The following is a 15,543-nucleotide window of genomic DNA, read 5'->3' as shown; positions in this document are numbered from 1 at the left end:
GCCTTTGATCACTGCCACCCGCATGCTGTTGCTCCTTGTCGTCAGGCAATCACTGTAAGCAAACCCGGCAACGATGCACAGTCGCTCAACTACGCAAGGAAAAACCCGTATCGGTGGCAATCGGCCTTTCCGCCACCTGGGGATGCACCTGGTTACCAGATTCCGTCAATTCCCCACACTCCGTGGCGTTGAAAGCCTGCGGCCTAGACTGCATCTGGACACCAGCCCCGCAGTCGTTGTGCCACCGTTGCGCCTTCTGCGGAATCGCTCCTTCTATTTGGCCCCAGGCCCGCCCCGCATGAACACCGAACAGCAAAAATCCATCCTCACCATTGCCTTGCTGGCCGCCTTTGCGGACGGCACCAAGGACGATGCCGAGCGCGACGAAATCCGTCGCATCGCCCAATCACTGGCGGGCGACAGCGGCATGGCCGACCTGCCACACATTTACCAGGACGTGCTGCTCAAGCGCACCAGCGTGCAAGCCGCCGCTGCGGCGCTGAGCGACCCTGCGCACCGCCAACTGGCTTATGAGATGGCGGTGTGCGTGTGTGATGTGGATGGGCGGCAGACACCTGCAGAAGCGCAGTTTCTGGCCACGCTCAAGGCCGCACTGCAGTTGGGCGCCCAGCAGACGGCAGCGTTTGACCACGATGCCGATACATTGGTGGATGTGGCGGAGAAGTCCGCCCCCTCGGCTGCGCCCTGGGGCGTGGCAGGAACGGCTGCCGGTGCCGCTGCCTACGCTGCGGCCGCCACCCCAGCCCCTGCGGCAACCACCACAACATCCTTCGGCCCTGCCGATGCCGAACTCGACAAATCCATCCTCAACTACGCGCTGCTCAACGGTGCGCTGGAGCTGCTGCCCCAGTCCTGGGCGTCCATGGCCATCATCCCCATGCAGGTGAAGATGGTGTACGGCATTGGCAAGGCCCACGGCGTGGAGCTGGACCAGGGCCACATCAAGGAGTTCATCGCCGCTGCAGGCGTGGGCATGACCTCGCAATACCTCGAGCAGTTTGGCCGCAAGCTGCTCGGCGGCCTGCTGGGCAAGGCGGCGGGCCGGACCATCGGCGGCCTGGGCAGCGCGGCCACAGGCATGGCGTTTTCGTTTGCCACCACCTATGCACTGGGCCAGGTGGCCAAGCGCTACTACGCCGGGGGCCGCGTGATGAGCACGGCCATGCTGCGCGATACCTTCCAAAACCTGCTCGACCCCGCCAAGCAGATGCAGTCGCAGTACCTGCCACAAATCCAGCAGAAGGCCGCCACGCTGGACGCCGGCAAGATCATGGCCATGGTGCGCGGCGGCTGAGCAGGGGCAACATCCAAAGCACAAATGCTATATTTTTGATAGCTATTAGCGCTTATACATCAAGCGCTAGAGGCCAAAAATCATTCAAATTCATTCATCCACCCACCCGCTGCGCCCCAGCCACTGCACCAGCCGCCGGGCCACGGCGCCGGGCTGCTCCATGGTCAGCATGTGGCCGCAGCCGGGCAGCAGGTGGAGTTCAGCGCCCGGCACCAGCGCGGCGATCTCGGCGGAGCATTCGGGTGGCGTGAGCTGGTCGGCCTCGCCGCACAGCACCAGCACGGGGCAAGCCGCCTGGGGCAGGTGCAGGCGTGCATCGGGCCGGTGGATGACGGCGCGGTTCTGGCGCACCAGGTGGGCGGCACCCGCATCCAGCACAAAATCCAGGTAGGCCTGCACCAGCGCGGCGTTGGCGGCGTTGGCCGGGTGGAAGGCCAGGGCCACGTTGGGCTCGATCACTTCGCGCACACGGCCTTGCTCAAACAAGGTGATGGCGCCCTCGCGCAGGGCGCGCATGTCGGGCGTTTCGGGCCGTGCCGTGGTGCCCAGCAGCGCCAGGCCCGCCACGCGCCCGGGCGCCTGGCGCGCGGCCTCCATGGCGACCATGCCGCCCATCGATGCGCCCGCCAGCACCAGCGGCCCCGCGTGCTGCGCGAGCAGCCGGGCGGCGAAATCCTCGATGGTGTGCAGCGTCGCATTCTGGTGGGCCGTGGCCACCGTGGGGCGCAGCGCTGCAGGCAACAGCGGCAACACGCCGTGCCACATGCGTTCGTCGGCCGCCAGGCCGGGCAAAAGCAGAAGTTGGGGTGATACGGACATGGTGCAGAAGGTTATTACCCAATGGACGTGACAAGCGGCTAGTACAGCACCAGCCTCGGGAATTGTGCCCACTGTGGCTCGGGACTTGCTAGCATGGCCTGCATATGCCCATACACGCCGCACTCCACCACGTCACGCACTACCAATACGACCGGCTGGTTGCCCTGGGGCCGCAGACGGTGCGGTTGCGCCCTGCCCCCCATTGCCGCAGCAACGTGGTGTCGTATTCGCTCAAGGTCGAGCCTGCGCAGCACTTCATCAACTGGCAGCAAGACCCCTTCGCCAACTACCAGGCGCGGCTGGTCTTCCCCGAGAAGACGCGCAGCTTCAAGGTGACGGTGGACCTGGTGGTCGAGATGGCGGTGTACAACCCCTTCGACTTCTTCCTGGAGCCCGAGGCCGAGCACATCCCGTTCCAATACAGCAGCGATGTGCAGCAAGAGCTGACGCCCTACCTGGCCACCGAGCCGATGACGCCGCTGGTGAAGGCCTATCTCGGCAAGATCGACCGCAGCAAGCAACGCTCCATCGACTTCCTGGTCCAGCTCAACCAGCAGGTGGCGCAGGACGTGCGCTACCTCATCCGCCTGGAGCCCGGTGTGCAGACACCCGAGCAGACGCTGCAAAAGGCCAGCGGCTCGTGCCGCGACTCGGGCTGGCTGCTGGTGCAGCTGCTGCGTCACCTGGGGCTGGCGGCGCGTTTTGTGTCGGGCTATTTGATCCAGCTCACGCCCGACGTGAAGGCGCTCGACGGCCCGAGCGGCACCGACCACGACTTCACCGACCTGCACGCCTGGTGCGAGGTGTACCTGCCCGGCGCGGGCTGGATTGGCCTGGATGCCACCAGCGGCCTGCTCGCGGGCGAGGGCCACATCCCGCTGGCCTGCACGCCCCAGCCCTCGGGCGCCGCGCCCATCGAGGGGCTGATGGACGAGGCCGAGGTGGAGTTCGCCCACGAGATGCGCGTGACGCGCATCTACGAATCCCCCCGCGTGACCAAGCCCTACACCGAAGACCAGTGGCAGGCCGTGCTGGCCCTGGGCGACCAGGTAGACGCCGACCTGCAGGCGGGCGACGTGCGCCTGACCATGGGCGGCGAGCCCACCTTCGTGGCCGTGGGCGACCGCGATGCGGCCGAGTGGAACACCGACGCCCTGGGCCCCACCAAACGCGGCTACGCCACCGAGCTCACCCACAGGCTGCGCGCCGAATACGGCCAGGGCGGTTTTCTGCACTTTGGCCAGGGCAAGTGGTATCCGGGTGAACAATTGCCGCGCTGGGCGCTGTCGATCTGCTGGCGCGCCGACGGCCAACCGGCGTGGAACAACCCTGCGCTGTTCGCCGACGAGCGCGACCCCTCGCACTACACCAGCGACGACGCAGAGCGCTTTGTCCACCACCTTGCGCACACGCTGGGCATCACCGACCGCCACATCCAGCCCGGCTACGAGGACACCTTCTACTACCTGTGGCGCGAGCGGCGCCTGCCGGTCAACGTTGATCCGTTTGATGCGCGACTGGACGACGAGCTGGAGCGCGCCCGCCTGCGCCGCGTGTTCGAACAAAAGCTCGACAGCGTGGTGGGCTATGTGCTGCCGCTGCAGGCGGGTGAAGGGGCGGGCAGCGTGTGGAGCACCGGCCCCTGGTTCTTCCGCGACGACCGCATGCTGCTCATCCCCGGCGATTCGCCCATGGGCTACCGCCTGCCACTCGATGCGCTGCCCTGGGTGAGCGCGGCAGATGCCGACCACCTCATCCCGCCAGACCCCACCGCGCCCCAAGGCCCGCTGGCTGCGGCCCACACGCTGCGTGTGCGGTATGCCATGCCACAGGGCACAACAGGAACAGGTGGCGACCACGCACGCCAGCCGGGCCAGCCCGACCCGTTTGCAGGCCCCACGCAGCCGCCCGGCAAGTTCACATCGGCCGCAGGGCTGTCGCGCACGGCCCTGTGTGTGGAGGTGCGCGACCCGCGCCGTGCCAGCGGCCCCAAGGCCGAGAAGGTGGGCGAGAAGTACGGCGTTTTGTATGTCTTCATGCCCCCGCTGGCGCGCCTAGACGACTACCTGGACCTGCTGGCCGCCGTGGAGGCCACGGCCAAAGCGCTGGGCATGAAGATCGTGCTGGAAGGCTACCCGCCGCCACGCGACGCGCGCCTGAAGGTGCTCGCGGTGACGCCCGACCCCGGCGTGATCGAGGTGAACATCCACCCCACCAGCCACTGGCGCGAGCTGGTGGAGCACACCGAATTTCTGTACCACGCCGCGTGGGAGACGCGCCTGTCGGCCGAGAAGTTCATGACCGACGGCCGCCACACCGGCACCGGGGGTGGCAACCATTTTGTGATGGGCGGCGCCACCCCGGCCGACTCGCCGTTTTTGCGCCGCCCCGAGCTGCTGGCCAGCCTGCTGCTGTACTGGCACAACCACCCCAGCCTGAGCTATTTGTTCAGCGGCCTGTTCATCGGCCCCACCAGCCAGGCGCCGCGCGTGGACGAAGCGCGCAACGACCAGCTCTACGAGCTGGAAATCGCGCTGCGCGAGATCGAAGCCAACCGTGCCCGCTACGGCCAGGACATGCCGCCCTGGCTGGTGGACCGCACGCTGCGCAACATCCTGGTGGACGTGACAGGCAACACGCACCGCAGCGAGTTTTCCATCGACAAGATGTACTCGCCCGACAGCAGCACCGGTCGCCTGGGTCTTCTGGAGCTGCGCGCTTTCGAGATGCCGCCCCACGCCCGCATGAGCGTGGTGCAGCAGTTGCTGCTGCGCGCGCTGATCGCCCGCTTCTGGAAGACGCCCTACCGCGCCCCTGCCGCGCGCTGGGGCACCGAGCTGCACGACCGCTTCATGCTGCCCACCTTTATCCAGCAGGACATGCACGATGTAGTGGCCGAAATGGCCGAGGCGGGTTATGCCTTCGATGCCGCGTGGTTTGCGCCGCAGTTCGAGTTCCGCTTCCCCATGGTCGGCACGGTGCAATCGATGGGCGTGGAGCTCACCTTGCGCAGCGCGCTGGAGCCCTGGCATGTGATGGGCGAGGAAGGCTCCGCCGGGGGCACCGTGCGCTATGTGGACTCGTCGCTGGAACGCATCGAAGTGCGCGTAACCGGCCTCAACGAAAGCCGCCATGTGGTTACCGTCAACGGCCAGCCGCTGCCGCTGCAAACCACGGGCACCATGGGCGAGTTCGTGGCGGGCGTGCGCTACAAGGCCTGGAACCCGCCCTCGGCCCTGCACCCCACCATTGGCGCCCACGCGCCGCTCACGTTCGACATCGTCGACACCTGGATGAACCGATCGCTCGGCGGCTGCCAGTACCACGTGGCCCACCCCGGCGGGCGCAACTACACAACCTTCCCGGTCAACGCCTACGAGGCCGAAAGCCGCCGCCTGGCGCGCTTCTTCCGCATGGGGCACACGCCGGGGCCGCTGGCGGTGCCGCCCGCCACCATCGAGCTGCCGGGCAGCCGGGAGTTTCCGTTCACACTGGATCTGCGGCGCAAGATGAGGCCGTGACGTAGCGCCAGCAACCTCCCCACACGGGTTTTTGAAGCTGCGGGTTACCCGCAGCGCTCTCGGTGCCAAATGCCCGAAAATCCAGCGCAGTGAAAAACCCCAACGACAGCCTCTTGCCCACAGCCCTCACCGAAAGCGCGGCCCAGCTCGCAGCCGCGCTGGCGCCTGCCGCTGCGGCCGGGCACTTCGACGAGTTGCGCGGCACCCGCGCGGCCACGCCACCCGCCGCCAGCTTTGCCAGCGCCTCAAATGCTCCTGTTTCGATAGCTGGTAGCGCTTGTCTATCAAGCGCCTGGGCCGATTTCTTTGAACAATTGGGAACCGAGGGTTTTCAGGACCTGGACCGGCGCATGCAGAGCCTGCAGCGCCAGGTGCGCGACAACGGCGTCACCTACAACGTCTATGCCGATGCCGACGGCCCACAGCGGCCCTGGTCGGTCGACCTGTTCCCGCTCATCCTCCCGCAGGGCGACTGGGCGCACATCGAGCGCGGCGTGTTGCAGCGCACGCGCCTGCTCGACCGCGTGATGGCCGACGTGTACGGCCCACAAGAGCTGCTGCGCAAAGGCCTGCTGCCCAGTGCGCTGGTGCAGGGCCACCCTGGCTACCTGCGCGCCATGCACGGCGTGCAGCCCGTGGGCGGCACCCACCTGCACATTGCGGCGTTCGACCTGGCGCGCGACGCACAGGGCGACTGGTGGGTGGTCTCGCAGCGCACGCAGGCGCCGTCGGGCCTGGGCTATCTGCTGGAGAACCGGCTGCTCATCTCGCGCTTGTTCCCCGAGGCCTTTAGCCAGATGCATGTGCAGCGCCTGGCCGCCACCTACCGCGCCCTGCTCGACGGGCTGCGGCAGATGAGCCCGGCAGGGCCGGATGCACGCATCGTGCTGCTCACGCCCGGCCCGTACAACGAAACCTACTTCGAGCACGCCTACCTGGCGCGCTATCTGGGCCTGACGCTGGTGGAGGGCAACGACCTCACCGTGCGCGACGCCCACCTGTACCTCAAGACGCTGCACGGCCTGCAGCCGGTGCACGGTATCCTGAAACGCCTGGACGACGAGTTCCTGGACCCGCTGGAGCTGCGCAGCGACTCACGCCTGGGCGTGCCCGGCCTGCTGCAGGCGATCCGCGCGGGCAACGTCCTGGTGGCCAACGCGCCGGGCTCGGCGTTTCTCGAATCGTCGGCGCTGCTGGGTTTCATGCCCGCGCTGTCGCACCACCTGCTGGGCGAGGAACTCGCACTGCCGTCCCTGCCCACCTGGTGGTGCGGCGAGCGTGCTGCCATGCAAGCCGTGCTGCCGCAACTGGCGCACAGCGTGATCCGCCCCACCTGGCCGATGGCGCAGCAAGGCCCTGTGCTGGGCGGCGCGCTGCCACCGCAGGAGCTGGCCCAGTGGGCCGAGCGCGTGAAAGGCCACGGCGACGAATACACCGTGCAGGCCCACCTGCCGTTGTCGCAGATGCCCACGTGGCAGCCCGGTGCGCCAGGGCAGCCTGGCAGCCACATTGCCCCGCGCTCGGTGATGCTGCGGGTGTTTGCCGTGTGCGACGGCCCCGGCTCCTGGCGCGTGCTGCCCGGCGGGCTGGCGCGCATCGCCACCGGCGACAGCGAGATCACGTCCATGCAGCGCGGCGGCAGCAGCGCTGATGTGTGGGTGCAGACCGGCGGCACGGTGGACACCACCACGCTGCTGGCGCACAACCAGAGCGCCCCCGCCGTGGTGCACCGCAGCCGCCAGGTGACCAGCCGCGCCGCCGAAAACCTTTTCTGGCTGGGCCGCTATACCGAACGCACAGAAAACGTCACTCGCCTGGCGCGCGTTGCGCTGCAATGCCTGAACGGCGAAGACCAGTCGTCCCAGCCACTGCTGGCCTGGCTCAGCACCCTGGCCATGGGCCAAGGCCTGGTGCTGCCCACCGTGCCGCCCGCTACCCAGGCGCGGCGCGTGTTCGAGCGCTCGCTGATCGCGGGGCTCACCAACGCGGCGCAGGTCACCAGCGTGGGCTATAACCTGCGCGGCATCCTGGGCGCGGCCTCGGCCGTGCGCGACCGCCTGTCGCAAGAGCACTGGCACCTCATCGTGAGCACCGAGGCCGAGTTCTTCGCGCAGCGCCCGAACGACGACATCGAAGATGGCGACTATTCACCGCTGGAGGCGCTGCGCCAGCTGGAAACCCTGAGCGGCCGCACCGCCGCCATGACCGGCCAGCAGACCGACCGCATGACCCGCGACGACGGCTGGCGGCTGCTGTCCATCGGGCGGCACCTGGAGCGCCTGGGTTTTCTGGCCGCCGCGCTCGAAAGCGGCCTGCAGACCGGAGCGGTGTTCGACGAAAGCGGCTTCGAGGCCATGATCGCGCTGTTCGACAGCACCATCACCTTCCACGCCCAGTACCAGCAGCGGCGCGACATGCCCGCGCTGCTCGACCTCTTGGTGATCGACCGGGACAACCCCCGCTCGCTCGCCTGGGTGGCACAGACGCTGCGCGGGCGCATCGCCAAGATCGAGGCCGCCGCTGGAGCGCCAGGCGAGTCGGCGGGCCTGGGCATCCCCGATGCGTCCGACTTGTCGCTCGCGGACCTGTGCGCACAGGATGCCGAGGGCCGGTATGCCGCGCTGGAGCAATACCTGGGTCACTGCGTGCAGGGTGTGGCGGACCTGTCGGACGTGCTGGCCACGCGCTATTTCACCCATTCGGTGGACGCGCTCAGGCACAGCGTAGGAGCCTGAAATGGAACACCCCCTGAGTCGCCTTCGGCGCCTTCCCCCTCAAGGGGGACGCAGCCCTCGCTGCGGGGCGGCCCTTGCTCGGCTGCCCTGGCCTCGGGCGCGCCGGTTTCACACGCTGCCTTCGGTCTCAAAGCCTGGACTTCCATGAAGCTGCGCGTCATCCACGAAACGGTGTACCAGTACACCCCGGCGGTGCAGAACGCCCAGCACATGGCCCACCTGCGGCCACGCACCGGGCCGGCGCAGCGCGTGCTCACCCATGCGCTGCAGATCGACCCCGTACCTGCCCAGTGCGAAGCCACGCAGGACGTGTTTGGCAACACCCGCGCATTCTTCAGCCTGCCCTTCACCCACGAGGGGCTGCGCGTGCGCGCCGAAAGCCTGCTGGAAACCACCCCACAACCACCGGCACCGCCCGGCGAGCCCTGGGAGGCGGTGCGCGAACACCTGGCCTACCGGCGGGGCATGCCCTACCACCCTGCCGCCGAGTTCGGCTTTGCCTCGCCCTACATCCCCCGGCACGCCGACTTCGTGACCTATGCCAGCGAGAGCTTTGCGCCGGGGCGCCCGCTGATGGATGCGGCCCGCCACCTGATGTCGCGCATCCACGCCGATTTCAGCTACACAGCCCATGCCACGGATGCGGGCACGCCTGCGCTCGAATCGCTGCGGCTGCGCCGTGGCGTATGCCAGGACTTCGCCCACGTGATGATCGGCTGCCTGCGCAGCATGGGCCTGGCGGCACGTTATGTGAGCGGCTACCTGCTGACCGAGCCCCCACCGGGCCAGCCCCGGCTGGTGGGCGCCGATGCCTCGCACGCCTGGGTGTCGGTGTGGTCCCCCGCCGCCGTGGAGGGCGATGGCATGGACGACGATGCGGAGTGGTTCGACCTCGACCCCACCAACAACCGCGCTGCGGGCGAGGACTATGTGACCCTGGCCATCGGGCGCGACTACTCGGATGTCTCGCCGCTGCGGGGCGTGATCCACGGCGGCGACCACCATGTGTTGCAGGTGGCGGTGACGGTGGAACCCGTGGAGCAGCCCCTGGGCTTCAGCCCGGCGGCGGCGCCAGGCCAGCCCGGCTGATGGCGGGCGGTGGCGCGGCAACCGGGCGCTGCCCCGCAGTGCGCACCACGTCATGCACGAAACGCAGCTTGGCCAGCGCCTGTTCCGCCAGGGCGAAGGGGTAGGCGTCGGGCTGGCCCAGGCTGCGCGTGAGGCTGTTGAGCAGCAGCGTCAGGGGCACGAGGTGCTCCAGCATGGCGTCAAAACCGGGCGTCGGGGTGCCGAAGGGGTCGATGGCGCTGCTGCGCTGCGCACCATAGAGACCGGGGACCGTGACCTCGGTGGCGTAGCTGGCCGAGGTCTCCAGCAAGTCGATCATGTGCAGGTAGTGGGCCCAGGTCTCGGCCCAGTCCTCCCAGGGGTGGGCGGACGCATAGGCGCTCACATAGTGCGCGGCCCAGTCACCCAGATCATTGCCTTTGGCGTAGTGGGCCTCCAGCGCGGCGGCGTAGTCCTGGCGCTCGTCGCCGAACACGCGGCGGAAGTCGTCGATGCAGCCGCCGTCGCGCACCAGTTGGTCCCAGTAGAAGTGGCCGGACTCGTGGCGCAGGTGGCCGATCAGGGTACGGTAGGGTTCGCCCAGCGCGATGCGGCGGCGGGCACGTTCGTCATCGTCCGCCTCGGCCACGTTGAGCGTGATGGTGCCGCTGTGGTGGCCCGTCAGCACCGGCGGCCCGCCCGGCACTTCGGCTCGGAACTCGAACACCGGCCCGGCGCGCCCCGGCACGGGCTCCAGGCCCAGGCGGGCCAGGCTGTAGAACAAACGCCGCTTGGCGGCCTCGATCTGCATCCAGCGGCCCAGGTTGGCGGCTTCGGCCAGGTCGGGCATCACCCGCGTCTGTCGGCACGACACGCACAACTCGGCGTAATCGTTGGCGGGCACCGCGAAGTTGCAGGCCTGGTGCTCGGTGTGGTTGCGGCACATGCGGTACAGCCGCCCGCTGTAGTCCGCGCTGTCGCGCCCGCCCCTGCGCCGCCACAGGTCGGCGCCGTCCTGCGGCGCAGGCACCAGGGCCGCCATGGCCATCACATCGGGCAAAAAAGCCAGCGCGCTGCCGCAGTGCAGGCACTGCACGCTGTCGAAAAAGACCAGATGGCCGCAATGGTCGCAATTGAATACCCGCATGGTGTGTAGCTTATCCGGGGCGCGACAAGGGGCAAGGCACAGGGTGCGCCCGTTGCCGCGCCCGTGCAAAAGAAAGAGCAGGCACCAGGACACTGTGCCTGGAGCCTGCTCCACAAGTAGAGGCTGCACGCGGCGGGGCCATGGCCTCGCCGTGCACGGCGTCAAGTCATCCGTTCATCATCAGGGGCGCACCACAATGCTGTTGCGCACTTCGCGCACATGCTTGGTGTTGCGGGCAATGTTCTCTGCCTGGTTCTTTTCGGCCTGCGACTTGGCAAAGCCCGAAAGCTGCACCGTGCCGTTGAGCGTCTCCACGCTGATGGATGTGGCCGACACGTTCTTGTCTTCGGCCATCTTGGCCTTGACCGCGGTCGTGATGCCCGCGTCATCCACGTAGGAGCCCACGGTTTGTTGGTCGCGAGCCACCGAGCAGCCCGTGGCCGTGACGATGGTGATGCCAGCCACAGCGGCGAAAGCGAGGGCACGAGCGTATTTCATGGTGTTTTCCTTCATCATCAAAAATGGTTGGGAACGCGGTTGCTGGGACGGACAGTCTAGCGGTCCGTGCCCCCGCGTGGGCAGCGGACGGGAGGGAGACTCAATAAACGCCGCTGTTGCGACGGCGACGGGACAGCCACAGCACCAGGGTTGCCGCAGCCGCACCTGTGGCAGCGGCAATCACCAGCGACTTGCCGGGCTGCTCAGCCACATACTGGCCCGTGGCATGGGCAGCATGCTGGATCTGGCGGCGCGCACGGGCGCTGGTGTCGGCGCAATAGTCGATGCTGCGCGAGGCCAGCGCCTGGGCGCGGGCAGCCAGGTCGTCGATGGTAGGGTCGGCCCGGCGGCGCAGGTCGCGCACATGCCCTTCGGCCTGGTCCAGCGAATGGTCAGCCACCGCGCGGGTGGTTTGCAGGACGTCCTGCGCGCTTTGCAGGGCATCGTCGGCCAGGTGGCGGGCATTGCGGGTTGCGGTGTGGGCGGCGGTCTGAAGACTCATGAAGAAGCTCCTTGGTAGCGGGGGTAGTGAGGGCCGGAGGGGCGGTGCGCGCAGCGGCGCATGCGTCACCCCTTCTTGATCAGGCCGAGGACAAAGGTCACCACGGCCATGATCACGAACACGAAGAACAGGATCTTGGCGATGCCTACGGCCCCGGCGGCAATACCGCCAAAACCGAAGAGCGCGGCGATCAGCGCGATCACCAGAAAGACAACGGCGTAATGCAACATTTTTTCCATCTCCTTGCGGGGGCCGGAATGCCGGCCGACTGGCTGGCGCGATAGTCTCGGCGCCTGGATTCCACTGTAGGCAACAAGCCCCACGAGGGATGCCGGTGCCCTGCGCGCCCGCCTGTCGGCATCGCTGCGGCAGCGGTGTAGGACAGCGCGCCGCAGGCAGCGCCATGGCCCACAAGAGGCCATAGCGCATCAGTCGTCTCGGAAACGGAGTCAGCCGCCCTGGGCTGCAATCGCCGGCAGATCGACAGGCGCCCGCTGCAGCGGCAACACGGCCGACACCAGGGCGCCATCACCGGGGCGGGAGGTGAGCGAGAGGCGCCCCCCTGCCGCTTCGACACGGTGGCGCATGCCCGCCAGCCCGTGCGAGGTGGGGCGCACGGTGGCCGGGTCAAACCCCACGCCGTCGTCGCGCACCTGAACCGCCACATGGGTGGGATACGCATGCACCAGCACCAGCACCTTGGTGGCCTTGGCGTATTTGCCGATGTTGGTCAGGGCCTCTTGCACCATGCGGTACACCGTGAGCTGGGTTGCATCGGGTAGTTGCACGGCCTCCAGGCTGGTCTCGACCTCGATACCCGCACGCTCGGCGTATTCGCGCGTCAGGATTTCGAGCGCGGCCGTCAGCCCCAGATTGGACAAGGACGAGGGGCGCAGGTCTTCGATGATGCGGCGCTTGAGCGCAATGCCGCTGTTGAGGGTATCCGTGAGGTGCTTGAGGCGCTCGGCGATGTCAGGCGCCGAGGCGTTGATCTTGGATTTCAGGCGCGCCACATCGAGTTTGGCGGCCGTCAGCAAGGCGCCCAGCTCATCGTGCAGCTCGCGCGCCAGATGCCCTCGCTCTTCCTCACGCACCTGCTGCAGGTGGTTGGCCAGCTCCGACAACGTGGCGGTGCGCTCGCGCACCAGGCCCTCCAGGCGATCCCGCTCCTGCTCCAGCAGCACCTGTTCGCGCCTGCCCACCGCCTGCACGGCCTGTGTCTGGCGCAAATACATATAAAAGGCCAACAGGCCGATCACAGTGACCGTGGCAATGCCGATACGCGACAGCATCAGCGACTGCTCGATTTGCGCCCGCCCAACGGACAGCCGCTCGTCACTGCTTGTAATCAGCTTTTGCGCGTGTGTACGGATTGCCTCCATGTGCTCTTTGCCCACGTCGGTGCTCATGACGAACTTCCAGGCGTCCTCGTTGCCCTTGCGGCGCAATCGCAAGCTCAACTCCATCTCACCCAGCTTGCGCGATATTTGCCGCGATAGCAGCGCAAACTCCCGCATGTCGTCCGCATGCCCCATGAACTGCTGGCTCAACCGGTCCATGTTGGTCTGCACGGTGGCAACGGCCTTGTCGTAGGGCTCCAGATAGCTTTCGTTGCCGGTGAGCAGGTAGCCCCGTTGGCCGGTCTCCGCATCGAGCATGCTTTGCAGCAGCTTGTTGACATCCCCGCGGGTGGTCAGGCCCTCGGCCATTTGTTGCAGCGCGTCCAAAGAGCGCATGTGCCCCGTCTCGTTGATGCCGACCAGCACCAGCGCCGCCAGCAACGCCATGGGGAGGCTCAGCGCCATGGCGCGGGCCTTGGGCAACCAGCGCCGCGTACTTTCCTGAAGATTCATATACTTACTCTGGATAATGAGCTATCGCCTGCCAGCGGCCCCAGCCATTCAGCGGCATGCAGGCCCTCAGGCCCCAAGTTACAGACGCACCGGCAGCACAGCTGCCACCCCACGAAAGCAATATCAATGATCAAGATCGGCATTGTGGATGACCACGCAATTGTTCGCGCCGGGTTGCGACAGTTTCTGTCGGAACATGTGGACCTGCGGGTCGAAGGCGAAGCCGCCAATGGCCGCGAAGCCATCGACCTGGTGCGCAACAAGGAAATCGACGTGCTGCTGATGGACCTGTCGATGCCCGGCCAAAGCGGCCTCGATGCGCTGGCCATGCTGCGCGCCAAGGCCCCCGACATGGGCATCCTGATCCTGAGCGGATACCCCGAAGAGCACTATGCGATCAACCTGATCCGCCAGGGCGCGAGCGGCTACCTGAACAAGGAGTGCGAGCCTGCGGAGATTGCGGAAGCCATCCGCACCATTGCGCTGGGCCGCCGCTACCTGACGCCTGCCGTGGCAGAACTGCTGGCGCAGCAACTCAACCGCAAGGACGATGCGCCGCCCCACGAACAGTTGTCCGAGCGCGAGTTTCAGGTGTTCCTCAAGCTGGCCAAGGGCGAGACGGCTGGAGACATCGCGAAGGATCTGTCGCTGAGCGTCAAAACCGTGAGCACCTACCGCACGCGGTTGATGGAAAAAATGAGCCTGTCGTCCAACAGCGATCTGACCTATTACGCGCTCAAGAACCGCCTGATTGATTGACATTGATTGAGTGAGCGAGCGGGGCAGCGCCAGGCGTCACGACGGCGTGTTGTCCGCTGCCGAATCGCTGCTACCGTGCAAGACGCAGTAGTCCACCAAGGCATCGATTTCGTTGGACTTGTCGAACACCGCATCCACCCCCAACTGCGCGCAGCGCATGCGCACATCGGGGGTTGCGTAGTTGCTGAGCACCACCATCTTCTGACCGGGTCGGCGTTTGCGGCAGGCTGCCAGCACACCCAGGCCGCTGCCTTGGCGCAAAAACAGATCGACGATGGCCAGATCCCACTGCTCGCCGTGGGTGGAAAGCCAATGTGTGCCTTCATTCTCGGTTTCTGCCATACCCACCGCTTGTACAGACGCCAACTCTTCCAGAGTACCGATCAGGTTCTCACGGATGGTTGCGTTGTCTTCAACAATGTAGGTGCGCAGCTTCACAATCGGGTCCACTTTGGCGGTCAGCGTGAGGGACACGCTGCCTGAGCCTTGAATTTATGCCTGACGGCGCCAGAATTCTGCCAGCGACAACAGGCTGACCCTGTAGGAGGAGTCCTACCGCGTTGCACACACCGGGCAGTGGGGGGCGCGCTGCACGCGCATGGTGCTCCACTCCATGGAGCGCCCGTCCAGCATCAGCAACCGGCCCGCCAGCGATGTGCCGACGCCCGCCAGCAGCTTGAGCGCCTCGGCGGCCTGCATGGCACCCACCACCCCGACCAGCGGCGCAAACACGCCCATCGTGGAGCAGCGCACCTCTTCAAACGCGGCGTCTGGCGGGAAGATGCAGGCATAGCAAGGCGACTGCGTATCGCGCGGGTCCACCACGGTGATCTGCCCATCGAACTGGATCACCGCACCGGCCACCAGGGGCGTGCCGTGGCGCACACAGGCAGCATTGACGGCGTGGCGCGTGGCGTAGTTGTCGCTGCAGTCCAGCACCACGGTGGCTTGGCGCACCAGGTCGTCCAGGGCGGCGGCATCCACCCGCGCCTTCAGCCGGGTCACCCGCACCTCGGGGTTGATGGCCGCCATGGCCTCAGCGGCCGAATCCACTTTCGGGAGCCCCACCCGCGCCGTGGTGTGGGCGATCTGGCGCTGCAGATTGGTAAGGTCCACCACATCGTCGTCCACCAGCGTGATGTGCCCCACGCCCGCCGATGCCAGGTACAGCGCCGCTGGCGAGCCCAGTCCGCCCGCGCCGATGATGAGGGCGTGCGCTGCCAACACGCGCTCCTGCCCCTCGATGCCCATCTCGTCGAGCAGGATGTGGCGGGAATAGCGCAGGAGCTGGTCGTCGGTCATGGGGCGTCAGGCAGAAAAGACAGCAGAAACAGGTGCAGATGCAAA

At 67.0% G+C, this 15,543-nt stretch carries 13 protein-coding genes; 5 read left to right on the top strand and 8 right to left on the bottom strand.

Features of this window, described 5'->3' with window-relative positions:
- Window positions 1–298 precede the first annotated feature (298 nt).
- Entirely contained in the window at window positions 299–1,315 is a 1,017-nt protein-coding gene (locus Q0105_RS11915; RefSeq protein ID WP_298212000.1) for a DUF533 domain-containing protein, read from the top strand.
- 90 nt (window positions 1,316–1,405) lie between these two features.
- Here the strand turns inward: Q0105_RS11915 and Q0105_RS11910 are convergent, their stop codons facing one another.
- Entirely contained in the window at window positions 1,406–2,134 is a 729-nt protein-coding gene (locus Q0105_RS11910) for an alpha/beta fold hydrolase (RefSeq protein ID WP_298211998.1), read from the bottom strand.
- Between the two features lie 104 nt (window positions 2,135–2,238).
- Here Q0105_RS11910 and Q0105_RS11905 point away from each other — a divergent pair, with 104 nt between their 5' ends.
- From Q0105_RS11905 to Q0105_RS11895, 3 genes are all read left to right on the top strand, one after another.
- On the top strand, window positions 2,239–5,655 hold the full coding sequence (locus tag Q0105_RS11905) for a transglutaminase family protein (protein ID WP_298211996.1): 3,417 nt from the start codon (window positions 2,239–2,241) through the stop codon (window positions 5,653–5,655).
- 89 nt (window positions 5,656–5,744) lie between these two features.
- A complete protein-coding gene (locus Q0105_RS11900; RefSeq protein ID WP_298211994.1) occupies window positions 5,745–8,390 on the top strand; it encodes a circularly permuted type 2 ATP-grasp protein in 2,646 nt (881 codons plus the stop codon).
- Window positions 8,391–8,534: 144 nt separating this feature from the next.
- Window positions 8,535–9,479 (top strand): transglutaminase family protein, encoded by a 945-nt coding sequence (locus tag Q0105_RS11895; RefSeq protein WP_298211992.1) that lies wholly within the window; start codon window positions 8,535–8,537, stop codon window positions 9,477–9,479.
- Here Q0105_RS11895 and Q0105_RS11890 read toward each other — a convergent pair.
- From Q0105_RS11890 to Q0105_RS11870, 5 genes are all read right to left on the bottom strand, one after another.
- Complete coding sequence (locus tag Q0105_RS11890) at window positions 9,445–10,584, bottom strand: putative zinc-binding peptidase (RefSeq protein WP_298211990.1); 1,140 nt, start codon at window positions 10,582–10,584, stop codon at window positions 9,445–9,447. The genes Q0105_RS11895 and Q0105_RS11890 overlap by 35 nt on opposite strands.
- A gap of 180 nt (window positions 10,585–10,764) precedes the next feature.
- A complete protein-coding gene (locus tag Q0105_RS11885) occupies window positions 10,765–11,082 on the bottom strand; it encodes a BON domain-containing protein (RefSeq protein ID WP_298211988.1) in 318 nt (105 codons plus the stop codon).
- A gap of 100 nt (window positions 11,083–11,182) precedes the next feature.
- Window positions 11,183–11,584: a hypothetical protein gene (locus tag Q0105_RS11880; protein WP_298211986.1), complete on the bottom strand. Its 402-nt coding sequence runs from the start codon at window positions 11,582–11,584 to the stop codon at window positions 11,183–11,185.
- A 65-nt stretch (window positions 11,585–11,649) separates the two neighbouring features.
- Window positions 11,650–11,814: a DUF1328 domain-containing protein gene (locus tag Q0105_RS11875; RefSeq protein ID WP_298211984.1), complete on the bottom strand. Its 165-nt coding sequence runs from the start codon at window positions 11,812–11,814 to the stop codon at window positions 11,650–11,652.
- A 219-nt stretch (window positions 11,815–12,033) separates the two neighbouring features.
- Window positions 12,034–13,437 carry a CHASE3 domain-containing protein gene (locus Q0105_RS11870; protein WP_298211981.1) on the bottom strand — a complete coding sequence of 468 codons (1,404 nt, stop codon included), beginning with the start codon at window positions 13,435–13,437 and terminating at the stop codon, window positions 12,034–12,036.
- A 126-nt stretch (window positions 13,438–13,563) separates the two neighbouring features.
- Between Q0105_RS11870 and Q0105_RS11865 the strand changes: the two genes are divergently transcribed.
- A complete protein-coding gene (locus Q0105_RS11865; protein WP_298211980.1) occupies window positions 13,564–14,196 on the top strand; it encodes a response regulator transcription factor in 633 nt (210 codons plus the stop codon).
- Between the two features lie 36 nt (window positions 14,197–14,232).
- Here Q0105_RS11865 and Q0105_RS11860 read toward each other — a convergent pair whose 3' ends face one another.
- Both Q0105_RS11860 and Q0105_RS11855 read right to left on the bottom strand, forming a co-directional pair.
- Complete coding sequence (locus Q0105_RS11860; protein ID WP_298212036.1) at window positions 14,233–14,634, bottom strand: response regulator; 402 nt, start codon at window positions 14,632–14,634, stop codon at window positions 14,233–14,235.
- 114 nt (window positions 14,635–14,748) lie between these two features.
- Entirely contained in the window at window positions 14,749–15,498 is a 750-nt protein-coding gene (locus Q0105_RS11855) for a HesA/MoeB/ThiF family protein (protein ID WP_298211978.1), read from the bottom strand.
- Between the last annotated feature and the right edge of the window lie 45 nt (window positions 15,499–15,543).

This window comes from Acidovorax sp. (assembly GCF_027492855.1).
Classification (GTDB): domain Bacteria; phylum Pseudomonadota; class Gammaproteobacteria; order Burkholderiales; family Burkholderiaceae_C; genus Acidovorax.
This window is presented reverse-complemented; position numbering and strand designations above follow the sequence as displayed.

Bases quoted from the DNA above. Each gene is read 5' to 3' on its own strand.
- Q0105_RS11915 (WP_298212000.1), top strand. From the start codon at position 299: ATGAACACCGAACAGCAAAAATCCATCCTCACCATTGCCTTGCTGGCC.
- Q0105_RS11910 (WP_298211998.1), bottom strand. From the start codon at position 2,134: ATGTCCGTATCACCCCAACTTCTGCTTTTGCCCGGCCTGGCGGCCGAC.
- Q0105_RS11905 (WP_298211996.1), top strand. From the start codon at position 2,239: ATGCCCATACACGCCGCACTCCACCACGTCACGCACTACCAATACGAC.
- Q0105_RS11895 (WP_298211992.1), top strand. From the start codon at position 8,535: ATGAAGCTGCGCGTCATCCACGAAACGGTGTACCAGTACACCCCGGCG.
- Q0105_RS11890 (WP_298211990.1), bottom strand. From the start codon at position 10,584: ATGCGGGTATTCAATTGCGACCATTGCGGCCATCTGGTCTTTTTCGAC.
- Q0105_RS11885 (WP_298211988.1), bottom strand. From the start codon at position 11,082: ATGAAATACGCTCGTGCCCTCGCTTTCGCCGCTGTGGCTGGCATCACC.
- Q0105_RS11880 (WP_298211986.1), bottom strand. From the start codon at position 11,584: ATGAGTCTTCAGACCGCCGCCCACACCGCAACCCGCAATGCCCGCCAC.
- Q0105_RS11875 (WP_298211984.1), bottom strand. From the start codon at position 11,814: ATGTTGCATTACGCCGTTGTCTTTCTGGTGATCGCGCTGATCGCCGCG.
- Q0105_RS11870 (WP_298211981.1), bottom strand. From the start codon at position 13,437: ATGAATCTTCAGGAAAGTACGCGGCGCTGGTTGCCCAAGGCCCGCGCC.
- Q0105_RS11865 (WP_298211980.1), top strand. From the start codon at position 13,564: ATGATCAAGATCGGCATTGTGGATGACCACGCAATTGTTCGCGCCGGG.
- Q0105_RS11855 (WP_298211978.1), bottom strand. From the start codon at position 15,498: ATGACCGACGACCAGCTCCTGCGCTATTCCCGCCACATCCTGCTCGAC.